19 protein-coding genes are annotated in these 21,801 nt (G+C 70.2%); 13 read left to right on the top strand and 6 right to left on the bottom strand.

Annotated elements, in window-relative coordinates; genetic code table 11:
- Positions 1-65: 65 nt before the first annotated feature.
- The 4 genes from SCMU_RS15615 to SCMU_RS15600 all read right to left on the bottom strand — a co-directional run bounded on the left by SCMU_RS15615 (position 66) and on the right by SCMU_RS15600 (position 4,339).
- On the bottom strand, positions 66-872 hold the full coding sequence (locus SCMU_RS15615; RefSeq protein ID WP_274602878.1) for an amino acid ABC transporter ATP-binding protein: 807 nt from the start codon (positions 870-872) through the stop codon (positions 66-68).
- Positions 869-1,873, bottom strand: coding sequence for an amino acid ABC transporter permease (locus SCMU_RS15610; RefSeq protein WP_229230023.1), 1,005 nt, complete (start codon positions 1,871-1,873; stop codon positions 869-871). The genes SCMU_RS15615 and SCMU_RS15610 overlap by 4 nt, the downstream gene beginning before the upstream one ends.
- A gap of 5 nt (positions 1,874-1,878) precedes the next feature.
- A complete protein-coding gene (locus SCMU_RS15605; protein ID WP_229230022.1) occupies positions 1,879-2,820 on the bottom strand; it encodes an ABC transporter substrate-binding protein in 942 nt (313 codons plus the stop codon).
- Between the two features lie 202 nt (positions 2,821-3,022).
- Positions 3,023-4,339, bottom strand: a complete 1,317-nt coding sequence (locus SCMU_RS15600; protein ID WP_229230021.1) for an isochorismate synthase — start codon at positions 4,337-4,339, stop codon at positions 3,023-3,025.
- Between the two features lie 129 nt (positions 4,340-4,468).
- Here SCMU_RS15600 and SCMU_RS15595 point away from each other — a divergent pair, with 129 nt between their 5' ends.
- The 4 genes from SCMU_RS15595 (at position 4,469) to SCMU_RS15580 (ending at position 8,751) form a co-directional block, all read left to right on the top strand.
- Positions 4,469-5,497 (top strand): L-idonate 5-dehydrogenase, encoded by a 1,029-nt coding sequence (locus SCMU_RS15595; RefSeq protein WP_229230020.1) that lies wholly within the window; start codon positions 4,469-4,471, stop codon positions 5,495-5,497.
- Positions 5,498-5,574: 77 nt separating this feature from the next.
- Positions 5,575-6,294: a demethylmenaquinone methyltransferase gene (locus SCMU_RS15590; protein ID WP_443020336.1), complete on the top strand. Its 720-nt coding sequence runs from the start codon at positions 5,575-5,577 to the stop codon at positions 6,292-6,294.
- An 11-nt stretch (positions 6,295-6,305) separates the two neighbouring features.
- Positions 6,306-7,637, top strand: coding sequence for a geranylgeranyl reductase family protein (locus tag SCMU_RS15585; RefSeq protein WP_229230019.1), 1,332 nt, complete (start codon positions 6,306-6,308; stop codon positions 7,635-7,637).
- Between the two features lie 10 nt (positions 7,638-7,647).
- Positions 7,648-8,751, top strand: a complete 1,104-nt coding sequence (locus SCMU_RS15580) for a polyprenyl synthetase family protein (RefSeq protein ID WP_229230018.1) — start codon at positions 7,648-7,650, stop codon at positions 8,749-8,751.
- Between the two features lie 172 nt (positions 8,752-8,923).
- On the opposite strand, the gene SCMU_RS15575 is transcribed toward SCMU_RS15580, so the two are convergent.
- Together SCMU_RS15575 and SCMU_RS15570 are read right to left on the bottom strand one after the other, a co-directional pair.
- Complete coding sequence (locus SCMU_RS15575) at positions 8,924-9,847, bottom strand: endonuclease domain-containing protein (protein ID WP_229230017.1); 924 nt, start codon at positions 9,845-9,847, stop codon at positions 8,924-8,926.
- 345 nt (positions 9,848-10,192) lie between these two features.
- Positions 10,193-10,630, bottom strand: coding sequence for an SMI1/KNR4 family protein (locus SCMU_RS15570; protein WP_229230016.1), 438 nt, complete (start codon positions 10,628-10,630; stop codon positions 10,193-10,195).
- A 70-nt stretch (positions 10,631-10,700) separates the two neighbouring features.
- On the opposite strand from SCMU_RS15570, the gene SCMU_RS15565 reads away from it, so the two are divergent.
- From SCMU_RS15565 to katG, 9 genes are all read left to right on the top strand, one after another.
- Positions 10,701-11,420: a sirohydrochlorin chelatase gene (locus tag SCMU_RS15565; protein ID WP_229230015.1), complete on the top strand. Its 720-nt coding sequence runs from the start codon at positions 10,701-10,703 to the stop codon at positions 11,418-11,420.
- Positions 11,417-12,619: an MFS transporter gene (locus SCMU_RS15560; protein WP_229230014.1), complete on the top strand. Its 1,203-nt coding sequence runs from the start codon at positions 11,417-11,419 to the stop codon at positions 12,617-12,619. The genes SCMU_RS15565 and SCMU_RS15560 overlap by 4 nt, the downstream gene beginning before the upstream one ends.
- A 270-nt stretch (positions 12,620-12,889) precedes the next feature.
- Positions 12,890-14,620 (top strand): nitrite/sulfite reductase, encoded by a 1,731-nt coding sequence (locus SCMU_RS15555; protein ID WP_229230013.1) that lies wholly within the window; start codon positions 12,890-12,892, stop codon positions 14,618-14,620.
- Positions 14,617-15,327 (top strand): phosphoadenylyl-sulfate reductase, encoded by a 711-nt coding sequence (locus SCMU_RS15550; RefSeq protein ID WP_443020158.1) that lies wholly within the window; start codon positions 14,617-14,619, stop codon positions 15,325-15,327. Before SCMU_RS15555 ends, SCMU_RS15550 begins: the two co-directional genes overlap by 4 nt.
- Positions 15,324-16,256 carry a sulfate adenylyltransferase subunit CysD gene (gene cysD, locus SCMU_RS15545; protein WP_229230011.1) on the top strand — a complete coding sequence of 311 codons (933 nt, stop codon included), beginning with the start codon at positions 15,324-15,326 and terminating at the stop codon, positions 16,254-16,256. The genes SCMU_RS15550 and cysD overlap by 4 nt, the downstream gene beginning before the upstream one ends.
- Complete coding sequence (locus tag SCMU_RS15540; RefSeq protein WP_229230010.1) at positions 16,256-17,635, top strand: sulfate adenylyltransferase subunit 1; 1,380 nt, start codon at positions 16,256-16,258, stop codon at positions 17,633-17,635. Before cysD ends, SCMU_RS15540 begins: the two co-directional genes overlap by 1 nt.
- 120 nt (positions 17,636-17,755) lie before the next feature.
- The gene (locus SCMU_RS15535) at positions 17,756-18,382 is read left to right on the top strand and encodes a dihydrofolate reductase family protein (protein WP_229230009.1); all 627 of its coding nucleotides are present in this window, start codon (positions 17,756-17,758) and stop codon (positions 18,380-18,382) included.
- Positions 18,383-18,437: 55 nt separating this feature from the next.
- A complete protein-coding gene (locus SCMU_RS15530) occupies positions 18,438-19,241 on the top strand; it encodes a DUF4097 family beta strand repeat-containing protein (RefSeq protein WP_229230008.1) in 804 nt (267 codons plus the stop codon).
- 277 nt (positions 19,242-19,518) lie between these two features.
- Positions 19,519-21,756 carry a catalase/peroxidase HPI gene (gene katG, locus SCMU_RS15525; RefSeq protein WP_229230007.1) on the top strand — a complete coding sequence of 746 codons (2,238 nt, stop codon included), beginning with the start codon at positions 19,519-19,521 and terminating at the stop codon, positions 21,754-21,756.
- Positions 21,757-21,801: the final 45 nt, after the last annotated feature.

The raw sequence follows: 21,801 nt of genomic DNA, 5'->3' as shown, positions 1-21,801 counted from the left end.
AAGTGACCCCTCAACCTGGGTTGAGGGGTCTGGGTTGAGGGGTCACTTCCCGGTGAGATGAGTGCTCAGAGGACCTTGCTGAGGAAGGCCTGGGTGCGCTCGTGCTGGGGGTTGGCGATGACGTCCCGCGGGTTGCCCGATTCGACGACGACGCCGCCGTCCATGAACGTGAGCGTGTCGCCGACCTCGCGGGCGAATCCGATCTCGTGGGTGACCACGATCATGGTCATGCCGGACTTGGCGAGATCCTTCATGACGTTGAGGACGTCGCCGACGAGCTCGGGGTCCAGGGCAGAGGTGGGCTCGTCGAAGAGCATGAGCTCGGGCTCCATCGCCAGTGCCCGGGCGATGGCCACACGCTGCTGCTGGCCGCCGGACAGCTGGGCCGGGTAGTGGTTGGCCCGGTCGGACAGCCCGACCTGGTCGAGGAGCTCCAGCGCCCGCTTCTTCGCGGTGGCCTTGCTCTGGCCCTTGACCTGGGTGGGTGCCTCGATGACGTTCTCCAGGGCGGTCTTGTGGCCGAAGAGGTTGAACCGCTGGAACACCATGCCGATGTTGCGGCGCTGGCGGGCGATGTCCTTGACGGTGAGCTCGTGGAGCTTGCCGCCGTGCTCGCGGTAGCCGATGAGCTCCCCGTCGACGCTGATGCGCCCTGCACTGATCGTTTCGAGGTGGTTGATGCAGCGCAGGAGGGTCGACTTGCCGGACCCGGAGGGGCCGATCAGCACGGCGACCTCACCGTTCTTGACGGTCATGTCGATGCCCCGGAGCACGTGGTGCTGGCCGAAGTACTTGTGCACGCCCTCGATCCTGACCAGGTCCTTGGCGCCGGGGGCGAGGTGATGGGTGCCCTGGGTGGCTGGTGCGCTCATCGTCCGCTCTCCTCGATGTCGTTGCCGGTGACGGTGGGGCCGCCGGGCATGGTTTCCCCGGCCGGGCCGAGGCCCGCGCCTGCGGCCTTGGCCGCTGCCGGGTTCACCGTCGCGGCTGGGACGAGGTTGTCCACGCCCTTGCCGTAGTGCTTCTCGATGTAGTGCTGGCCGACCATGAGGATGCTGGTGACGAGCAGGTACCAGAACGCGGCGACGACCAGCAGCGGGATGGGCAGGTACGTGCGGTTGGCGAGGGTGTTGGTCACGAAGGTCAGGTCGAGGGTGAAGGGCACCGCCAGGACCAGGGAGGTGGTCTTGAGCATGCCGATCGTCTCGTTGCCGGTCGGGGGGACGATCACGCGCATGGCCTGGGGCAGGATGATGCGCCACATGATCTTCTGCCGGCGCATGCCCAGGGCCTCGGCGGCCTCCATCTGGCCCCGGTCCACGGACTTCAGGCCGGCGCGGAAGATCTCGGCGAGGTACGCGGACTCGTTCAGGCCCAGGCCCAGCACCGCGGCCCAGAAGGCGTTGAGGAGGTCCTGGGTGGTGAAGGAGAACAGCTCGGGGCCGAAGGGGACGCCGACGCTGAGCTTGGGGTAGAGCACCGAGACCAGGCCCCAGAAGATGAGCTGGGTGTACACGGGGGTGCCGCGGAAGAACCAGACCCAGAACCACGAGGACCAGCGGAAGATCGGGTTGTCCGACTGCCGCATGAAGGCCAGCAGGACCGCTAGGGCGATCGCCAGGACCATCGACAGGATGGTCAGCAGCAGCGTCCAGCCGACGCCCCGGACCACGTTCACGTCCAGGACGTACAGGGCGAACGTGTCCCAGTGGAAGTTCGGATTCGTGGCCAGGCTCTGGATGATCAGGGCCACGATGATGAGGATGACGGCCGCACCCACCCACCGCCACGGGTGGCGCACCGGGACCGCCTTGATCAGTTCCGGCGCGCCGCCCTTGACGGCTTCTGGGGTGTCCGTTCGATGAGTGGTCATGGTAGTCACGAGGTAGGCGTGGGGTTGACTTCAGACTTGGTGATGGCGCCCTCGGAGTTGTTCCACGTGTCGAGGATCTTCTTGTAGGTGCCATCGGCCATGAGCTTGGTCACGACCTTCTGGATGAGATCGGCCAGCGCGGTGTCGCTCTTGGCGACCGCGATGCCCTGCGGCGCCGCGTCGTACGTGTCGCCGATCTTCTCGACGGCGCCGTTGGTCTGCTGGATCGCGTAGCCGATGATCGGCGAGTCCGCGGCCATCGCGTCGAGGCTGCCGTTCACGAGGCGGGTGTTGAGGTCCGTCTGCGCCTTGAGCGAGACGATGTTGATGGCCGGCTTGCCGGCAGCGGTGCACTTCGCGTTGCGGTCCTTGAGGTCCGGGTCCTCCTGGACCGTGCCGGTCTGGACGCCGATCGTCTTTCCGCAGACGTCATCGAGCGAGAACTTCTTCGGGTTGCCCTTCTGGACCGCCCACGACGTGCCGGCGTTGAAGTAGCTCACGAAGTTGACTGCCTGGAGCCGCTCCTTGTTGATCGTGAAGGAGCTGATGCCGAGGTCGTACTTGGGGCCGAGCGCGGGGAGGATGCCCGTGAAATCCGCCGTCTGGACGTCCGTCTTGAGGCCAAGCGTTGCGCCGATCGCCTTCGCGAGGTCCACGTCGTAGCCCATGGCCGTGTGGTTGTCGGCACCGCCGAGGAACTCGGCGGGGGCGTAGCTCGTGTCGGAGCCCACGCGGAGGGTGCCGCTGGACTTGATCGCGGCGGGGACCTGCGACGCGAGCGAATCGTCCTTGGCCACCGTGCTCGGGTCGAACGAGGCCGCCGAGGACGAGCCAGAGGGCTTCGCTCCGCCGCCGGTCTCAGAGGCGTTGGTGCAGGCCGTGAGGGCCAGTGCACCGACGGCGAGGACGGCAGCGCCCTTGGCCGCGAGCTTCGCGGAGAATGTCATATCTCTACCTTTACTTCTCAGGTACGGGTCCGGAGTGCTAATGCGACGTCCCATCCTAACCCTGTCCGGGCCAGATGAGATGTGCATCACAGGCAACTTATGTTTCACCATTGGACAACATGCGGGAGGGGGAATCAAGCCCGTAGTGCGACCGGGTTTCCGGGATCCCAGACTCGGGTGACTCGCGTCACGCCGTGGCGGCTCAGCGCTCGATGCCCAGCGCCTCGAGCATCGGCCGGAACTTCGCCCACGTCTCGGCGAGCTCCGCCGCCGGATCCGATGCCTCGACGATCCCGCAGCCGGCGTACAGCCGCATGGCGCTCGGTGACTCGATGACCCCGCCGCGCAGCGCGATGCCCCACTCGCCGTTCCCCGCCGCGTCCAGCCAGCCCACGGGACCGGCGTAGGGCCCCCGGTCCATGCCCTCGAGTTCGCGGATGAGGGCCCCGGCCACCGCGGTGGGCGTGCCGCACACGGCCGCCGTGGGATGCAGCGCGTTGATGAGCGCCAGCGAGGTCGGCACGTGCCCCTCGACGTCGGCCAGCTCGGCCTTGACGTCCGAGGCGAGGTGGAACACGTTGGGCAGTTCGAGGATGAACGGCTCGTCGTGCGCGTTCATGGCCTCGGAGAACGGCTCGAGGGCCGTGGTGAGCGACTGGATGGCGATCTCGTGCTCGTGCCTCTGCTTCGGCGAGCCGGCCAGGACCCGTTCCGCGTACTCGACGCCCTTGCCGTCCGCCTCGCGCCGGTCCAGGGTGCCGGCGAGGACCCGGGCCTGCGCGGTCCGACCCGCGACCTGGATGAGCATCTCCGGGGTGGCGCCCACCAGCCCGTCCACGCCGTACACCCATGTGTCCCCGTAGGACTGGGTGAGCCGCCGCAGAACCTCGGGGCGGGCGATGCCGCCGGCGTCCTCCACGACGATGTCCCGCGCGAGCACTAGCTTCTCGAGCTCGCCCGCCGCAATGCGCGACACCCCCGCGGCCACGGCATCCATCCAGCGCTGCTCGCCGAGGGCCCCGAGCCCGAGCGTGACCGGGCCGTGCCCCGCCGAGGCGGGGGGCGGCGTCGTGCGTTGCTCCGCGTCCGGGCCGAGCGTGCGCACGACGGCGCCGCGCACCTCGTCCTCGCTGGGCCGGCGGCCGCCGGTGGTCGCCAGCGTGGCCCACGCGCGCCCGTCGCGGACGCCCACCACGAGCTCCGGGACCATGAGGCGCGAGGCGTACCGGGACGTCTTGGAGAATGCGAAGCTGCCGAATGCGAGGAGCCCGGTGCCGGCGTGCTGCACGTCGTCGCGGACGTCCGCCTCGAGCGTGACCTGCTTCCACCAGGCCTCGGCCTCGATGAAGCGGTCTGGGCCTGTCACGGTGAAGCGTGCGGCCTCGCCGAAGCCCACCTGCCCCTCGCCGCGCCGGATCCAGCACTGCGCGTCCGGGACGATCAGGCAGTTGCCCAGATCGATCGCGCCCCCATCGATCGGGCCCAGATCGACCGTGAGCGCGCGCAAGGGATCCTTCATGATGGGTCAAGAGTACTCAAGTGCAGTCCGCGCCGCGCACGGCGCGGGCGCGCGGCCGGCCGGGCATGGTGACGCCACCCTCCGGGCGATACACTGAACAGTGTTCATCATGTTGTACAGGGAGGCCCCGTGAGCATCGCCGTCGTCGTCCACGCCGCAGGGGACCTGCGTCTCGATCCCGTCGCCGAGCGGGAGCCGGGCCCGCATGACGCCGTGGTGGTCGTCGAGTACGGGGGCATCTGCGGCAGCGACATCCACTACGTCAAGCACGGCGCCGCCGGGCTCAGCATCCTGCGCGAGCCCATGGTCCTCGGCCACGAGGTCGCCGGCCGCATCGACGCGCTCGGGGAGGCCGTGACCGGCTTCGAGGTAGGGCAGGCCGTCGCGGTCCACCCGGCCACCGTGTGCGGCGAGTGCGAGTACTGCGCCGCGGGCCGGCCGAACCTGTGCGGTTCCGTGGCCTACCTCGGCTCGGCCGCATCCCACCCCCACACCGAGGGGGCCTTCTCTGCCCGCACGGTGGTCCCCGCGGACCAGCTGCGCGCCGTGCCCGAGGGCGTGAGCACGCGCCTCGCGGCCGTCGCCGAGCCGCTCGGCGTCGCGATCCACGCGGTCAACCGCGCGTGCGGCACCGACGCAGACCTCCGCGGGAGGACCGTGCTGGTCAACGGCGCCGGCCCGATCGGCGCGCTCGTCGTCGCCGCAGCCCGCAAGGCCGGCGCGGCCCACGTGGTCGCCGCTGACCTCGCCGCCGGCTCCCTCGACGTCGCCCGTCGCATGGGCGCCCACGAGACCGTCAACCTCGCCGAGGGCGGCACCCTGCCCGCGACCGACGTCGTCTTCGAGGCCTCCGGGGTGCCCGCGGCCACCACCGCCGTCCTGCGCGCCGTCAGGCGCGGAGGCACGGTGGTCCAGGTGGGCAACCTTCCGGCCGGGGACGTGAGCGTCTCCCTGGCCGAGCTCGTCTTCCGCGAGGTCGACTACCGCGGCACGTTCCGCTTCGTCGACGAGATCACCACGGCGCTGCTGTACCTGGCTGAGGGCCTCGACGTCGAGCCGATGCTGACCCACGAGTTCGCCGCCGAGGACGCCGTCGAGGCCTTCCGCGTCGCGGGGGACCGCAGCACCGGCTCCTCCAAGGTCCTGCTGCGGTTCTGAAGTTTGGCAGAATGGTGCGGGTGAGCAGCGCAGGCAAGAGGGCATCCCTCGAGAAACGGCCCGACGAGGTCGCCACCATGTTCGACGAGGTCGCACCCCGGTACGACGTCATGAACGACCTCCTCTCGCTCGGGCAGACCCGGCGCTGGCGGAAGGTCGTGCTGGACGCGGTCGACGCCGTCCCGGGCCAGCGCGTCCTCGACCTCGCCGCCGGGACGGGCACCTCGTCCGAGCCGTACGCGGATGCCGGTGTGGACGTCGTGGCCTGCGACTTCTCCCTCGGCATGCTCCGGGTGGGCAAGCGCCGCCGCCCGGACATCGACTTCATCGCCGGAGACGCGACCAACCTGCCGTTCGCGGACAACTCGTTCGACGCCGTGACCATCAGCTTCGGCCTGCGCAACGTCAACGAGCCCAAGAAGGCGCTCGCCGAGATGCTGCGCGTGGCCAAGCCCGGCGGCCGCCTCGTCATCGCCGAGTTCTCCACGCCCACCAACCAGCTGTGGCGCACCCTGTACATCGAGTACCTCATGCGCGCCCTGCCCGAGGTGGCGCGCCGCGCGTCCTCCAACCCGGACGCGTACGTGTACCTTGCCGAGTCGATCCGGGCGTGGCCGGACCAGGACAACCTCGCCGCGTGGCTCACCGACGCGGGCTGGACCGACGTGACCTACCGGAACCTCTCCGGCGGCATCGTCGCGGTGCACCGGGCCCACAAGCCCGCGCCGCCGGTCCACGCGTCCGAGGGCATGCTCCCGGCCAAGCTGCGCCGCGCCCGCCGCTCTGCCGCCCACTGACGGGCACCGGGATGGAAGTACTCGTGATCGGTGGCGGCCCCGCCGGCTCCACCGCTGCCCACTACCTCGCCCGCTCGGGCGTGCCCGTCACCGTCCTCGAGAAGACCCGCTTCCCTCGTGAGAAGGTCTGCGGGGACGGGCTGACGCCCCGCGCCGTGCGGGAAATCCAGCTCCTGGGCCTCCCGCACGCCGCCGAGGACGGCTGGCGTCGCAACCGCGGCCTGCGCCTCATCGCCGGGGGCCGCACGGTCGAGCTGCCCTGGCCCGCCCTCGAGAGCTTCCCGGACTACGGGCTCGTGCGCACGCGCCTCGGCTTCGACGAGGCCCTCGCGGAGCACGCTCGCGCGGCCGGGGCGCGGATCCTCGAGGGGCACTCGGTCACGGAGGTGCTCACGGACGACGGCGGCCGCGTCGTCGGTGCCGTCGCCCACCTCCTCGACGAGTCGGGCAAGAAGACCGGTGAGACGCGCGAGTTCCGGGCCGACGTCGTGCTCGCCGCCGACGGCAACTCGACCCGCGCCGCCGTGTCCCGCGGTCTGGCCAAGCGCGACGACCGGCCGCTCGGCGTCGCCTACCGCACCTACTTCACGAGCCCCCGCCACGAAGACGACTGGATGGAGGGCTGGCTCGAGCTCCCCGGTGCCGACGGCAAGCCGCTGCCCGGCTACGGCTGGGTGTTCGGGGTCGGGGACGGGACATGCAACGTGGGCCTGGGCATCCTCAACTCGTCCAAGGAGTTCGGCAAGATCGACTACCGGCAGGTGCTGCGCGAGTGGACCGCGGCCATGCCGGGGGAGTGGGGCTTCAGCGACGCGAACCAGGTCGGGCCCATCCGCGGCGCTGCCCTGCCCATGGGCTTCAACCGCACCCCGCACGTGGTCCCCGGCATGGCGCTCCTCGGCGACGCCGGCGGCATGGTCAGCCCGTTCAACGGCGAGGGCATCTCGTACGCCATGGAGTCGGCGCGCTTCGCCGCCCAGTACCTCGTCGACGCCGCAGCAGCCCAGCGCGCGGCGGGCCGGGCGCGGCCGGAGGAGGCCGACGTCGACCGTCGCCTGAACGCGTACGCCGACCGCGTGCGACGCGAGTGGGGCAGCCACTTCACGCTCGGGCGCGCGTTCGCCGCGCTCATCGGGCATCCGGCCGTGATGCGGGCCGCGCTCGCCACCGGCATGCCCGTGCCGCCGCTCATGCGGTTCGTGGTCCGGCTGCTCGCGAACCTCACCGACCGGCCCGGCACCACCCTGCCGGACGCCGCGATCCGGGTCCTCGAGGGGCTCGTCCCCGCCACGTCCAACACCGTCCCACCCCGCACGGCGCCCGCGCCGCGCCCGGAAAGCTAGGCTTGACCCCGTGACTGAATCTGCAGACAGCCGCTGGACGCACGCGGGGCATGGCCGCCCCGAGTCCGCTGAGCCGCCCCCCACCACGACGGCGATCGCCGTCGGCATGCAGCTGCCGGCGGGCTTTGCCGCCATTGCGGAGGACGCCGAGCTGGGCCCTGCGATCACCACGAGCATGGCGCGCGTCGAGCGGGTGCTCCGCGAGGCCATCTCCAACTCGGACCCGCTCGCGGACGCGACGAGCAAGCACCTCATGGAGGCTGGCGGCAAGCGCGTGCGACCGCTCCTGACCATCCTCGCCTCGCACCTCGGCGACCCTGCCCGGGCCGAGGTGCTCCAGGCGGCCGCCGTCGTGGAGCTCACGCACCTCGCGACGCTCTACCACGACGACGTCATGGACTCCGCGCCCTACCGCCGCGGCGCTCCCACCGCCCACGAGGTGTGGGGGAACACCGTGGCGATCCTCGCGGGAGACCTCATCTTTGCGCGCGCCTCGATCCTCGTCTCCGATCTCGGCGGGCGGGCCCTGTCGATCCAGGCGCGCACGTTCGAGCGGCTGTGCCTCGGCCAGCTGCACGAGACCGTGGGCCCGAGCGAGGGGGAGGACCCGCTCGCGCACTACATCTCCGTGCTCTCGGACAAGACCGGCTCGCTCATCGCCGCGTCCGGCCAGTTCGGCGTCATCTTCTCCGGGGCGCCTGCCGAGTACGAGTCCGTGCTGGTGGACTACGGCGAGAAGGTCGGCGTGGCATTCCAGCTCGCCGACGACGTCATCGACGTGACCGGCGGCAAGGTCACCTCCGGCAAGATCGCCGGGACGGACCTGCGCGAGGGCGTGCCGACCCTGCCCGTCCTGCTGCTGCGCCGTGCAGCGGCCGACGGCGATGCCTCCGCCCAGCGCGTCCTCGCCCTCGTGGACGGCGACCTCTCGAGCGACGACGCCCTCGCCGAGGCCGTCTCGGCGATCTCCTCGCACCCGGTGACGGACCAGTCGTGGGCCGTGGCGCGGGAGTGGGCCGACGCGGCCAAGGCCGCGCTCGCGCCGCTCCCCGAGGGAGTGGTCAAGGACTCCCTGGCCGCCTTCGCCGATGCAGTGGTGGACCGCAAGGCCTGACCCCGACCCGTGTCCCCAGCCCGGAGTCACCTCCCTCACGCCCGCCTCCTCCCCTGAGGGGTCACTTCCCCGTCGAGGGGTCACTTCACCCCTGAGGCGTCACTTCCCGGTTGAGGGGTCACTTCACCCCTGAGGCGTCACTTCCCGGTTGATGGGGTCATCGGCCGCGGGATCAAGCGGCGCGCGCGGCGAGAAGCTTCCGCAACTCGTGGCGTACGCGAGCGAAGTCGTTCTCTAAGTCCGCAGCAGTCACGACGATGACTGCCCAACCTGCGTTCCGGAATGCGGCGTCACGGCGAGCATCGCGTAAGCGTTGTTCGTCGCTGAGGTGATGGGCGCCGTCGTACTGGATCGCGATCTTGAAGGTGGCATAGCCCATGTCCGCACTGAAGGAGAAGGGGCCGGACGGGCGGAGGATGATCTGGAGGTCAGGCTCGGGGAAGCCCCAGGCGAGGAGGCAGAGGCGCAGGAGCGTCTCAGGAATGGAGTCTGCGCCCACCCGCATGTCGGCGAGAGCTGCACGGCACTTGGCTACGCCCCTCATCTTCGGGTGGAGCTGCACTAGGGCGGCGAGTTGATCCTTGGTGGTGAACGGTTCCGACCGGGCCTCAAATGCCGGGCGAGGCTTTCGGATGAGCTGATCGCCGAGCGCAACAAGCGAGACCGGTCCAAGCTCATGGCCCATCTCGAGCCAAGACCTTGCCGGTGAGCTGACCAGTATGCCGGGGAGGAACTCGACGACCTCTCCTGGCAGTGCGGTGACTCGATGACCAATGACGCCCTTGCGCCTCACTCGGGGCACATGCGACGGCCTGCTCAGGTGCAGCAATGAATGGTCGGAGGACTGGTCCGGCAGCCAGAGTCCGTGGATCGCGGTGGAGGTCCTGTGGGAAGCCCAAGCTCCGTCAGTCACAGCGAGGTGCGCGCGAATGCGGTCCAGCAGCGAGGACTCGCCCTCTCGCGGCACGTAGATCCCGCGGCTGATGCGTGTCACATCTTGGTGGATGAGGTCCGCAAAGTCGAGACCGAGACGACGGGCTTCAGTGGAGGTGAATGGGTGGGCGAGCATGAGCTCGAGAGCCGTGGGTGATGTCATGGCGGCATCGTGGCACGGTTCGGGGTGCCATGCTCATCGTTATCCACAGGTCGCGCCGTTTTCCGCGGGATCACGCGAAACTGACTTGTCCTCCACAGGCCCGGCCCGGCCGGCAAGTGACCCATCAACGGGGAAGTGACCCCCCAACGGGGAAGTGACCCCCCAACGGGGGGCGGTTAAACGGGGTGGTCCCGGGACTCAGCTAACGCCGATTCCCGGGGCCGTTTCCGTTCGCACCCGGATTCACTGGAGGCTAAGAAGTGAACCCATCACAAGCATATGACAGATCTGTAAAAAGTCCAGTGATAGACGTAAATCACTTTTCGGCCCGGACTGGCGGGGATCCTAGCCCTCTTCGCCTTCCTCGTCGTCCTCGCTGAAGACCCACTCGAACATGTCGAACGTGAACTCGGAGAACGTCCCGTCCTCCGAGACCCACTCGCCCCGGGCGTTGTTCTTCCGGTACACGATCGGGTCCGGCACGCGCAGGTCGCCGGAGCGGAAGCCCCACGTGAACTGCTCGTCCTCGTCCTCGAGGAACATGAGGAATCCCTCGTCGTCGACCTCGAGCTCCTCGGGGTCCCAGAAGTAGTGGTACGCCTCCATGAGCTCCGAGCCGCCGAGCGCGAGGTAGAACTCGCGCAGCGCCTGCGGGATGGTGAACGCATGCTCCTCGAGGGCGGCGTCGAGCTCCGCCTCCGAGATGCCGTCTGCGGGCTGCCAGGGATCCTCGAGGTATTTGGGGACAAGCGCGCGGAACCGCTCCAGGAACATCTCGTTCATGGGTTTCATCCTAGTCGCGGGCCCGGCAGGGGTTTCCGCCGCGTGAACGGACGCCGAGTACGCTCGCCTCATGACCCAGGACATCCTCGTCGCATGCGCCCACGGAACGAGCAACGCCGAGGGAAGGGCGGCCATCCTGGCCGTCATAGAGCAGATCCGAGCCGCCCGGCCTGGGCTTACCGTCCTGGACGCCTACGTGGACGTCCACGGCCCCGAGCTGCCCGACGTGGTGGCGGGCCTGCCCGCGGGGGCGAGGGCCGTCGTCGTGCCTCTCCTGCTGAGCGTGGGGTACCACGTCAAGGTGGACATCGCGCGAGCGGCGGCCTCCCGCCCTGGCACGCTCGCGGCGGGCCCGCTCGGTCCCGATGAGCGGCTCGCGGACCTGCTCGCCGCGCGCCTGGACGAGGCGGGGCTGGGAGCGGACGACGCCGTCGTCCTCGCCGCAGCCGGCTCCTCCAATCCGCAGGCCGCGCACAGCGTCGACGCCGTCGCCGACATGCTCCGCCGCCGCATCCCCAACCGCGTCCTTCCGGGGTACGGCGCGAGCGCGTCGCCGACCGTGCCCGAGGCCGTCGCGGAGCTGCGCGCCGAGGAGGCCCGGCCGGCAGATGCCGGGCCCGCGGACGACGCCGTGCGCGTCCTCATCGCTTCCTACCTCCTCGCGCCGGGCTACTTCCACGACCAGCTCGCGAAGGCCGGGGCCGACGCCGTCGCCGCCCCGCTGCTGCCCGCGCCCGTGATCGCGCAGATCGCCCTTGACCGCTTCGACGCGGCGCTCGCGCAGGGATGACGTCCGCCGCGAAGCCGCGCGTCGGCCTGCTTGTGGTCCTCGCCGCGGCGATGGGCGTGGGCCCGCTGCTGAACTACGGGCTGAGTGCGACGAGCCCGCTCATCATCGCGAGCCTGGGTATGAGCCAGTCCCAGTTCGGCCTGCTCGCCGGGGCAGTCTTCGCCTCGGCGGCCGTGAGCAGTTTCTCGCTCGGCCGCCTCAGCGACCGCGCGTCGACCCGCACCCAGCTCGTCCTGATCTTCGGCGGCACAGCCGTGGCGCTCGTCGTGGCGGCGCTGTCGCATGCGTTCTGGGTGCTGCTCGTCGCGACGATCCTCGCCGGCCCGGCACAGTCGATCTCCAACCCGACCACGAACCGCGTGATCGTCACGCGGGTGCCCTCGCACATGCGGCCCGGGTGGATCGGCGTGAAGCAGTCGGGTGTGCAGGCGAGCCAGCTGTTCTCCGGCCTGTTCTTCCCCGCCGCGGCGCTGTGGCTGGGGTGGCAGGGCGCGTTCGGGATCGCGGCAATGATCGCGCTCGGGCTGCTCGCGTACGGGTTCCTCCAGGTGCCGCCCGAGGAGCCGGTTGCGCGGGCAGCCGAGGCGCGCGGGGCCGGCGGACCGCTGCCGTTCTCGGTGTGGCTGTTCGCCGGTTTCGCGTTCTTCTCGGGTCTGGGCATGCAGGCCACGAACGTGTACCTGCCGCTGTACACGGTGCGGGAACTGGACTTCCCGCTCGTGCTCGCGGGTGCCGCCGCGGGCGTGTCCGGGATCGTCGGGGTGTCCTCGCGCATCCTGTGGGGTCGGCGGATGGCCCGCGGCGCACGGCCTTCGGGGCTGCTGCTCGCGCTCGCGCTGGGCGCGGTGGTGGGCGTGCTGTGCCTGCTCGGGGCCGGAGTGTGGCACCAGGCGTGGCTCATCTGGATCGGCGTCGCGCTGCATGGGGCGACCGTGCTGGGCGCGAACGTCATCACGAATGCGGCCACCCTCGTGGTGGTCCCGGCGGGCCGGATCGGCGTTGCCTCAGGCGTGCTCGCCGCGGGGATGTACACGGGGTTCTCGGTCGGCCCGCTTCTCATGGGCGTGCTCGCCGACGCGACCGGATCGTACGACGCCGGCTGGCTCACCGTGGGTGCCGGATACCTGGTCTGCGCGGGGCTGGCCCTGTGGCTGCGGCGGTACGGGGCGACCCGGCCGTGGACGTCCTTCGGCGCGTGACCCGGCCTCCGGCCCGCGTCTGAGGCTCAGCTTCTGGGGGGGGCACGTCACGTGGCCTCCAGGACGTGGCCTTCAGGAGGTGACTTCCAGACCTGGGGAGCACGCGTCGTGGGGCGAGGGCGGCGCGCCATCGTCAAGGGGCGGCCCGTCGTCAAGGGGTGACCCCAGATTCGCCCGAAGGCGGCCCGAGTGCGACGAAATGCGTCGTACGGTGACCCCCCATTGCAGGGACGTGGAGCGGGGCCGCACGCGGTCCGTACCCTCGAACGCATGACCGAGACAGCGACCCGCCCCCGCACCGAGGCCAAGAAGCCGCGCGCCGCCAAGCCCAATGGGCAATGGAAGGTGGACGGCACCGCCCCGCTCAACTCCAACGAGGTGTGGAAGCAGGAGGACGGCGGCCTCAGCGTGCGCGAGCGGATCGAATCGATCTACTCCAAGGGCGGCTTCGACTCGATCGACCCGACCGATCTCCACGGCCGCTTCCGCTGGTGGGGTCTGTACACGCAGCGCAAGCCGGGGATCGACGGCGGCAAGACCGCCACGCTCGAGCCGCACGAGCTCGAGGACCGCTACTTCATGCTGCGCGTCCGCATCGACGGCGGGGCGCTCACCACCGAGCAGCTGCGCGTCATCGGCGGCATCTCCCGCGACTTTGCCCGCGGCACGGCGGACATCACGGACCGCCAGAACATCCAGCTGCACTGGGTCGAGATCGAGAACGTGCCCGAGATCTGGCACCGGCTCGAGTCGGTCGGCCTGCGCACCACCGAGGCGTGCGGCGACGTGCCCCGCGTGATCCTCGGCTCGCCCGTGGCGGGCATCGCGGCGGATGAGCTCCTCGATCCGACCCCGCAGATCCGCGAGATCGCGGACCGCTACATCGGCGACGAGTCATTTGCGAACCTCCCACGCAAGTACAAGACCGCGATCACGGGCCATCCGTCCCAGGACGTCGTGCACGAGATCAACGATTTCGCGCTCATCGGGGTCGTGCACCCGGAGCTCGGCGCGGGCTACGACCTGTGGGTGGGCGGCGGCCTCTCGACGTCGGCGCACCTCGCCGTCCGCCTCGGCGCGTTCGTGGAGCCCTCCCGCGCGGCCGAGGTCTGGGTCGGCGTCACGAGCATCTTCCGCGACTACGGCTACCGCCGCCTCCGCAACCGCGCCCGCCTCAAGTACCTCGTGGCCGACTGGGGCGCCGAGAAGTTCCGGCACATCCTCGAGACCGAGTACCTCGAGACGCCGCTCCCCGACGGCCCCGCCGCCGAGAAGCCCACGGCGCCGGGCGACCACGTGGGCGTCCACGCCCAGAAGGACGGCCGTTTCTACATCGGCGCGACGCCGACCGTGGGGCGCGTCTCCGGCGAGGTGCTCCTGAAGCTGGCCGACCTCATCGAGGCCCACGGCTCCGCCCGCCTGCGCACCACGCCGCACCAGAAGATCGTGGTGCTCGACGTCGAGCAGGACCGCGTCGACTCGCTCGTGGCCGGCCTCGAGGAGCTCGGCCTGTACGCCAATCCGAGCCCGTGGCGCCGCTCCACCATCGCGTGCACCGGCATCGAGTTCTGCAAGCTCGCCATCGTGGACACGAAGGACACCGCGACGGCCGCCGTCGCGGAGCTCGAGAAGCGATTCGCGCCCGAGAGTGGAGCAGGCACAGCCAACGCCTTGCTCCGGCCCCTCACCCTCCATGTCAACGGCTGCCCCAACTCGTGCGCCCGGATCCAGACGGCGGACATCGGGCTGAAGGGCCAGCTCCTGCCAGACGGCGACGGCGGCCAGACCCCCGGCTTCCAGGTGCACCTCGGCGGTGGCCTCGCCTCCGACTCGCGCGAGGAGGCGGGCACCGGCCGCACCGTCCGCGGCCTCAAGGTCACGGTCGAGGACCTGCCCGACTACGTCGAGCGCGTCACCCGGCGGTTCCTCGCCGACCGCGCGGGCGAGGACCAGACATTCGCAGAATGGGCCCTCGCGGCCGACGAGGAGGCCCTGAAGTGACCGTGACCAAGCGCTCCGAGGCCGAGCTCAAGGCGCTCGCCGACTCCGGTGCCGAGGAACTCGGCTGGGACGCGACCGCCGAGCAGGTGATCGGCTGGGTGGCGAGGAACTTCGCGGTGGAGGCCACCGCCGTCGCCTGCTCGATGGCCGACGCCGTTCTGCCCGCCTTGGTTGCCGACCAGCTCCCGGGCGTCGATGTCCTCTTCCTCGACACCGGCTACCACTTCCCGGAGACCTACGCGACCCGCAACGAGGTTGCCGAGAACCTCCGCGTGAACATCGTCGACGTCACGCCCAAGCAGACCGTCGCCGAGCAGGACGGCGCCGAGGGCAAGGACCTCTTTGCCCGCGACCCCGGCCGCTGCTGCGCGCTGCGCAAGGTCGAGCCGCTCCAGCGGTCGCTGGCCGGATACGAGCTGTGGTTCACGGGCGTGCGCCGGGACGAGGCCCCGACCCGCACGAATACGCCGCTCGTGGTCTGGGACGAGAAGAACGGCCTCGTCAAGGTCAACCCGGTCGCGCCGTGGTCCTTCGACCAGCTCGTGCAGTACTCCGAGGACAACCTCCTGCCCGTCAATCCCCTCCTTGCCCAGGGGTACCCCTCCATCGGCTGTGCGCCGTGCACGCGCCCCGTCGCCCCAGGAGAGGACCCCCGAGCCGGCCGCTGGTCCGGCACCGACAAGACAGAATGCGGACTCCACGTATGAGCATCACAGCTGAAGCGCTCCTCGAGCGGCCCAAGGGCTCGCTCGCGCTCCTCGACGCGCTCGAGGCCGAATCCATCCACATCATCCGGGAGGTCGTCGCCGAGTTCGAGCGGCCCGCCATGCTGTTCTCCGGCGGCAAGGACTCGGTGGTGATGCTGCATCTCGCGGCCAAGGCGTTCTGGCCCGGGCGCATCCCGTTCCCGGTCCTGCACGTGGACACGGGCCACAACTTCCCGGAGGTCCTCGACTTCCGCGACCGGACCGTGGCGCGGCTTGGGCTCAAGCTCGTGGTCGGCTCCGTGCAGGAGTTCATCGACCGCGGCGAGCTCGCCGAGCGCGCCGACGGCACCCGCAACCCGCTCCAGACCGTGCCGCTCCTGGACGCGATCGAGCGCAACAAGTTCGACGCCGTGTTCGGCGGCGGACGCCGCGACGAGGACAAGGCCCGCGCCAAGGAGCGCATCCTGTCCCTCCGCGACGAGTTCGGCCAGTGGGACCCCCGCAACCAGCGCCCCGAGCTGTGGAACCTCTACAACGGCCGCCACACCGTAGGCCAGCACGTGCGCGCGTTCCCCATCTCGAACTGGACCGAGCTGGACATCTGGCGGTACATCGAGCGCGAGGGCATCGAGCTCCCCTCGATCTACTACGCCCACGACCGCGACGTGTTCGTCCGGGACGGCATGTGGCGAGCAGTGGGGGAGGTGAGCCTGCCGCGCGAGGGAGAGGACGTCGTCGTGCGTACGGTGCGCTACCGGACGGTGGGGGACATGTCCTGCACCGGCGCGGTGCTCTCCGACGCGTTCACCGTGGCGGACGTGGTGCGCGAGGTGGCCGCGTCGACGCTGACCGAGCGCGGCGCGACCCGCGCGGACGACAGGATCTCCGAGGCGGCAATGGAAGACCGCAAGAAGGACGGGTACTTCTGATGGGCGCTGAGACCACCGAGAACACCACCCTCGAAGAGGGAACGCTATTCCGGTTCGCGACCGCCGGATCGGTCGACGACGGCAAGTCCACTTTGGTGGGCCGCCTCCTCCACGACTCGAAGGCGATCCTCGCCGACCAGCTCGACGCCGTTGCCCGGACGTCCGCTGACCGCGGCTTCGGAGGGGAGCGCGGGGGCCTGGACCTCGCGCTGCTCACGGACGGCCTGCGCGCCGAGCGGGAGCAGGGCATCACGATCGACGTCGCGTACCGCTACTTCGCGACCGACCGACGCACCTTCATCCTCGCGGACTGCCCCGGCCACGTGCAGTACACGAAGAACACGGTCACGGGCGCCTCCACCGCGGACGCCGTGGTGCTGCTCATCGACGCGCGCAAGGGCGTGCTCGAGCAGACCCGCCGCCACCTCTCCGTCGCGGCGCTCCTGCGCGTGCCGCACGTGGTCGTGGCCGTGAACAAGATCGACCTCGTGGACTTTTCCGAGCCTGTGTTCACCGCTATTGCGCACGACGTCGCGCGGCTGGCTTCCGAGCTCGGCCTGCGGGACGCCGTGGCCGTCCCCGTGTCCGCGCTCGACGGAGACAACGTGGTGGACCGCTCGGACCGCACTCAGTGGTACTCGGGGCCGACGCTCATCGAACTGCTCGAGTCGCTGCCGAGCACGGACGAGCTTGACGATCCTGGTTCTGCTCCCACGGAGCCTCTTCGCTTCCCCGTCCAGACCGTGATCCGGCCGCAGGGCGCGCTCGCGCCGGGGCTGTCCGAGGAGGAATTCCGGGACTACCGCGCGTACGCCGGGCAGGTGACCGAGGGCACCGTGCGTGTAGGCGACCGGGTCGCCGTCGTGACCCCCGGCCAGGCCGCGCGCGAGACGACCGTCGTGGGGATCGACGTCGCCGGCCGCACCCTCGAGGAGGCCGCCGCGCCCCTGTCCGTCGCGCTGCGGCTCGCGGACGAGTTCGACGTGGCCCGCGGCGACACCATCGCGGCCGCCGGCACGCTGCCCGAGAGCACGGCGGACCTGTACGGGTCCCTGGCCTGGCTCTCGTCGAAGCCGCTGCGAGAGGGCGCCAAGGTGCTCGTCAAGCACGGGACGTCCACGGTGCGCGGGCTCGTGCGGGCGGTGACCGGGAAGCTGGACCTCGACTCGTTCGAGGTTGCCCCCGCGTCCGAGCTTGCGCTGAACGACATCGGCGAGGTCCAGATCCGTCTGGCCGCGCCGCTGCCGCTCGAGCCGTACGCGGCGCACCGCCGGACGGGAGCGTTCCTCGTCATCGACCCGCAGGACGGCAACACCCTCGCCGCCGGCATGGTCCGGACGCACCCGGGGGACACCGAAGACGAGCGCTACTGGATCTGATCGCGCGGCACCGCTCAACCAGCGCGGGCTGAGCGGAGCGAGGCGGAGTCGATACCGCGGACGGCGCCCGCCGGCCCCGGGTGGTGACGCGCGCCGTCGTGCGTCCCTAGACTGGCGGCCATGGGTGCGATCGTGGTGCAGGAATTCGTCACGCTGGACGGGGTCGCGCAGGCGCCCGGCGGCTCGGATGAGGATCTCGAGGGAGGCTTCCCGTACGGCGGGTGGCAGATGGACTTCGACCGGTCGGCCTTGGCCGAAGGGGAACCCCCCGAGGAGAACCCCGTGGCGGAGTGGGAAGAACGGACCGAGGCGCTCCTGCTGGGCCGAGTCACCTACGAGCTGTTCGCCGGCTCGTGGGGCGTCTGGGACGAGGACGCGCCCGGCTTCCAGGGCGAGCTCACCCGCCGGTACAACCGGGTCCCGAAGTACGTCGCGTCCCGGACGCTGACAGAGCTCCCCTGGAAGAACTCTCAGCTCCTTGGTCCGGACGTGCCGGCCGCGGTCGCCCAGGTTCGCGCCGAGACGGAGGGCGAGATCCGGGTGTGGGGGAGCACCCAGCTCGTCAAGACGCTGGCCGAGCATGATCTGGTCGACGAGTACCGCCTCATGGTCTACCCGATCGTTCTGGGAACCGGCAAGAGGCTCTTCGCCGACGGCTTCCCGTTCTCCAAGCTCGGGCTGGCCTCCTCCCGCGCCCTGCCCTCCGGGGTCCTGATCAACATCTACCGGCGCGCCGGAAGCGCGTGAGATTGGGGCCTTCGGCCCGTAGTCCGCAGTTGGGCGGGGTGCCTATCGTGGCCGTGTGAGCGCTGTTCCAGGCCCTTCCGTCCAGCGTCGCCGGTCGGCCACGCCCTGGGTCCTTGTCGTCCTGGGCGGTTTCCTCATCCTCATCGCCGCCGCGGTGTTCCTCGCGCTGACCGTGGGCGGCGGCATCCTCCCACGCTCGGCCACCACAAGCCAGACCTACACCGACTCGATCACGAAGGTCAGTGTGCACGGCGGCTCGGGGAGCGTAGAGGTCCGCGGGGGCGGAGCTGCTGGACGCGTCGACGTGACGCGCCAGCTCAGCTGGGGCCCGTTCTCCTCGCAGCCAAGGCCGGACGAATCGGTCCAGTCCGGTGTCCTGGGCCTCTCCGCCAGATGCGACGGATTCCTCAACTGGTGCTCGATCGCCTACGTGGTGACCGTGCCCGACGGCACCGCAGTCTCCGTCGACCAAGGCTCGGGGGCCGTCCGCCTCGCAGGCCAGTTCGGCGCCACGGACGCCAAGACCGGGTCCGGTTCGATCTCGATCACCGGCGGCGGGGACTCCGTTCGGCTCGAGACCGGTTCCGGGGGCATCAGCGCCACCGGACTCCAGTCCTCTCAGGTCGTGGCCCACACGGGGAGCGGGGGCATCGACCTCGACCTCGCCAGGCCCGCCGACTCCGTGACCGCGGAGACCGGGTCCGGCGGCGTGACGGTGCGCGTCCCGCAGGGCGCCTACTCCGTCGCGGTCAGGACCGGCTCCGGCAGCAGCCACGTCAATGTCACGAACGACCCCACGAGTTCCCACCGCATCCAGGCCACCACCGGCTCGGGCAGCGTCACGGTCTCCTACCGCTGAGCGTGGAAGCAGATGTCCTAGGGGCTCGTGCGGCGCGGGCCGAGCCGGGAGGAGGGGGTCGACGTCGCCGGAGCAGGGGTTCCCAAGAGAATCCTCACCTAAGAGGCGGCCATCGGCCCACACTGCTAGCGTCTGTCCTGAACAGTTCGGCGCAGGGGCCGCACCTTCCGCAGTCCGCGATCCAGCAGCCGCGCTTGTCACCACGAGATCGAATGCCCGGAGTCCGACCGGACGTCCGTGTCCGAGGCCCAGCCCTCGGGGGAGGAAGGAAAATCACATGACCGACATCCAGCAGGGCGGATGCCCCGTGATGCACGACGGCGCTACGTCGACCGGGAGCGAGAGCGAGAACCCGGCCATCGGCACCCCTCAGCCCAAGTCCCACCGCCCGCGGAAGAACTCGGACTGGTGGCCGAACCAGCTCGATATCTCGGTGCTCCACGCCCAGAACCCCAAGGGCAACCCGCTCGGGGCCGGCTTCAGCTACCGGGAGGAGTTCGCCAAACTAGATGTCGATGCGCTCAAGCAGGACATCGCCGAGGTCTTGACGACCTCGCAGGACTGGTGGCCTGCCGACTTCGGCCACTACGGCGGCCTCATGATCCGCCTGAGCTGGCATGACGCCGGCACGTACCGCGTCTTCGACGGCAGGGGCGGCGCCGGTGACGGAAGCCAGCGGTTCGCGCCTCTCAACAGCTGGCCTGACAACGCCAATCTGGACAAGGCGCGTCGCCTGCTGTGGCCGGTGAAGCAGAAGTACGGCCAGAAGATCTCCTGGGCGGATCTGCTCGTCCTCGCGGGCAACGTCGCCCTCGAGTCCATGGGCTTCACGACCTTCGGCTTCGCGTTCGGCCGAGAGGACGTCTGGGAGCCCGAGGAGATCTTCTGGGGGAGCGAGGACACGTGGCTCGCCGAGGACCGCTATGTCAGCCAGAGCGAGATGGTGCCCGTGGTTGGCGCAACGGAGATGGGTCTCATCTACGTCAACCCCGAGGGCCCGAAGGGCAACCCTGACCCGGCTGCGGCCGCGGCCTTCATCCGCGAGACCTTCGGCCGCATGGCCATGAATGACGAGGAGACGTTCGCCCTCATCGCGGGCGGGCACACCTTCGGCAAGACGCACGGCGCGGCACCCGCGGACGCCCACGTCGGCCCGGAGCCGGAGGGCGCCAACCTGGAGAACCAGGGCCTCGGCTGGCTCAGCACCTACGGGACCGGCCACGGTTCCGATACCATCACCTCCGGCCTTGAGGTCACGTGGACCGACCGGCCGACCCAGTGGAGCAACCGCTTCCTTGAGATCCTGTTCGGCTACGAGTGGGAGCTGACGAAGAGCCCGGCCGGCGCCCACCAGTGGGTCGCCAAGGATGCGCCCGAAATCATCCCGGACCCCTTCGATCCGCAGAAGAAGCACCGTCCGACCATGCTCACCACGGACCTCTCGCTGCGCGTCGACCCCACCTATGAGAAGATCGGGCGCCGTTTCCTTGAGAACCCGGACGAGTTCGCGCTTGCCTTCGGCAAGGCCTGGTACAAGCTCCTCCACCGCGACATGGGCCCGGTGGGGCCGCACATGCTCGGCCCGTGGGTTCCCGAGGCCCAGATCTGGCAGGACCCGGTTCCTGCCGTTGACCACGAGCTGATCGACGAGGCCGACGTTGCCTCGCTCAAGGCTCAGCTCCTGGACACGCTGGCAGCCGACCAGCTCATCCGTACGGCGTGGGCATCGGCGTCCAGCTTCCGCAAGACGGACCGTCGCGGCGGCGCGAACGGCGCGCGGATCCGGCTCGAGCCGCAGCGCGGTTGGGAGGCCAACGAGCCGGAGGCGCTCGGCGCCGTCCTGACCGCGCTCGAGGGCCTCCAGGAGAAGTTCAACGCGGCCCAGACGGGCGGCAAGAAGGTCTCTCTCGCGGATCTCATCGTCCTCGGCGGCACCGCAGCGGTGGAGAAGGCCGCGGCGGACGCGGGCTTCCCGGTCACGGTCCCGTTCCATCCTGGACGCACGGACGCGACGCAGGAGCAGACCGACGTGCAGTCGGTGGGCTACCTCGAGCCCCGCGCGGACGGATTCCGCAACTACCTGCGGCCGGGCGAGAAGGTGCCGGCAGAGGCCCTGCTCGTCGACAAGGCGTACATGCTCGACCTCACGGCGCCCGAGATGACGGCGCTCGTGGGAGGCCTGCGCGTCCTGGGCGCGAACAACGGCGGCTCGGCGCACGGCGTTCTCACTGACCGCCCGGGGGTCCTGACGAACGACTTCTTCGTCAACCTGCTCTCCCCGGGCACGCAGTGGAAGGCCTCGGAGTCGGAGGAGAACGCGTACGACATCCGCGACGCCGCCACGGGCGAGCTGAAGTGGACCGCCACCGCGGTGGACCTGGTCTTCGGATCCAACTCGCAGCTGCGCGCGCTGTCAGAGGTCTATGCGAGCGAGGACGCGAAGGAGAAGTTCGTGAACGACTTCGCGGCCGCGTGGGCCAAGGTCATGGAGCTCGACCGCTTCGATCTCCGCTGACACGCGTGCCGGGGCCGGCCGGTTCGGTGGCCGGCCCCGGGACGG

Source organism: Sinomonas cyclohexanicum, from assembly GCF_020886775.1.
Classification (GTDB): domain Bacteria; phylum Actinomycetota; class Actinomycetes; order Actinomycetales; family Micrococcaceae; genus Sinomonas; species Sinomonas cyclohexanicum.
This window is presented reverse-complemented; position numbering and strand designations above follow the sequence as displayed.

Bases quoted from the DNA above. Each gene is read 5' to 3' on its own strand.
- SCMU_RS15615 (WP_274602878.1), bottom strand. From the start codon at position 872: ATGAGCGCACCAGCCACCCAGGGCACCCATCACCTCGCCCCCGGCGCC.
- SCMU_RS15610 (WP_229230023.1), bottom strand. From the start codon at position 1,873: ATGACCACTCATCGAACGGACACCCCAGAAGCCGTCAAGGGCGGCGCG.
- SCMU_RS15605 (WP_229230022.1), bottom strand. From the start codon at position 2,820: ATGACATTCTCCGCGAAGCTCGCGGCCAAGGGCGCTGCCGTCCTCGCC.
- SCMU_RS15600 (WP_229230021.1), bottom strand. From the start codon at position 4,339: ATGAAGGATCCCTTGCGCGCGCTCACGGTCGATCTGGGCCCGATCGAT.
- SCMU_RS15590 (WP_443020336.1), top strand. From the start codon at position 5,575: ATGTTCGACGAGGTCGCACCCCGGTACGACGTCATGAACGACCTCCTC.
- SCMU_RS15585 (WP_229230019.1), top strand. From the start codon at position 6,306: ATGGAAGTACTCGTGATCGGTGGCGGCCCCGCCGGCTCCACCGCTGCC.
- SCMU_RS15575 (WP_229230017.1), bottom strand. From the start codon at position 9,847: ATGACATCACCCACGGCTCTCGAGCTCATGCTCGCCCACCCATTCACC.
- SCMU_RS15570 (WP_229230016.1), bottom strand. From the start codon at position 10,630: ATGAACGAGATGTTCCTGGAGCGGTTCCGCGCGCTTGTCCCCAAATAC.
- SCMU_RS15565 (WP_229230015.1), top strand. From the start codon at position 10,701: ATGACCCAGGACATCCTCGTCGCATGCGCCCACGGAACGAGCAACGCC.
- SCMU_RS15560 (WP_229230014.1), top strand. From the start codon at position 11,417: ATGACGTCCGCCGCGAAGCCGCGCGTCGGCCTGCTTGTGGTCCTCGCC.
- SCMU_RS15555 (WP_229230013.1), top strand. From the start codon at position 12,890: ATGACCGAGACAGCGACCCGCCCCCGCACCGAGGCCAAGAAGCCGCGC.
- cysD (WP_229230011.1), top strand. From the start codon at position 15,324: ATGAGCATCACAGCTGAAGCGCTCCTCGAGCGGCCCAAGGGCTCGCTC.
- SCMU_RS15540 (WP_229230010.1), top strand. From the start codon at position 16,256: ATGGGCGCTGAGACCACCGAGAACACCACCCTCGAAGAGGGAACGCTA.
- SCMU_RS15535 (WP_229230009.1), top strand. From the start codon at position 17,756: ATGGGTGCGATCGTGGTGCAGGAATTCGTCACGCTGGACGGGGTCGCG.
- katG (WP_229230007.1), top strand. From the start codon at position 19,519: ATGACCGACATCCAGCAGGGCGGATGCCCCGTGATGCACGACGGCGCT.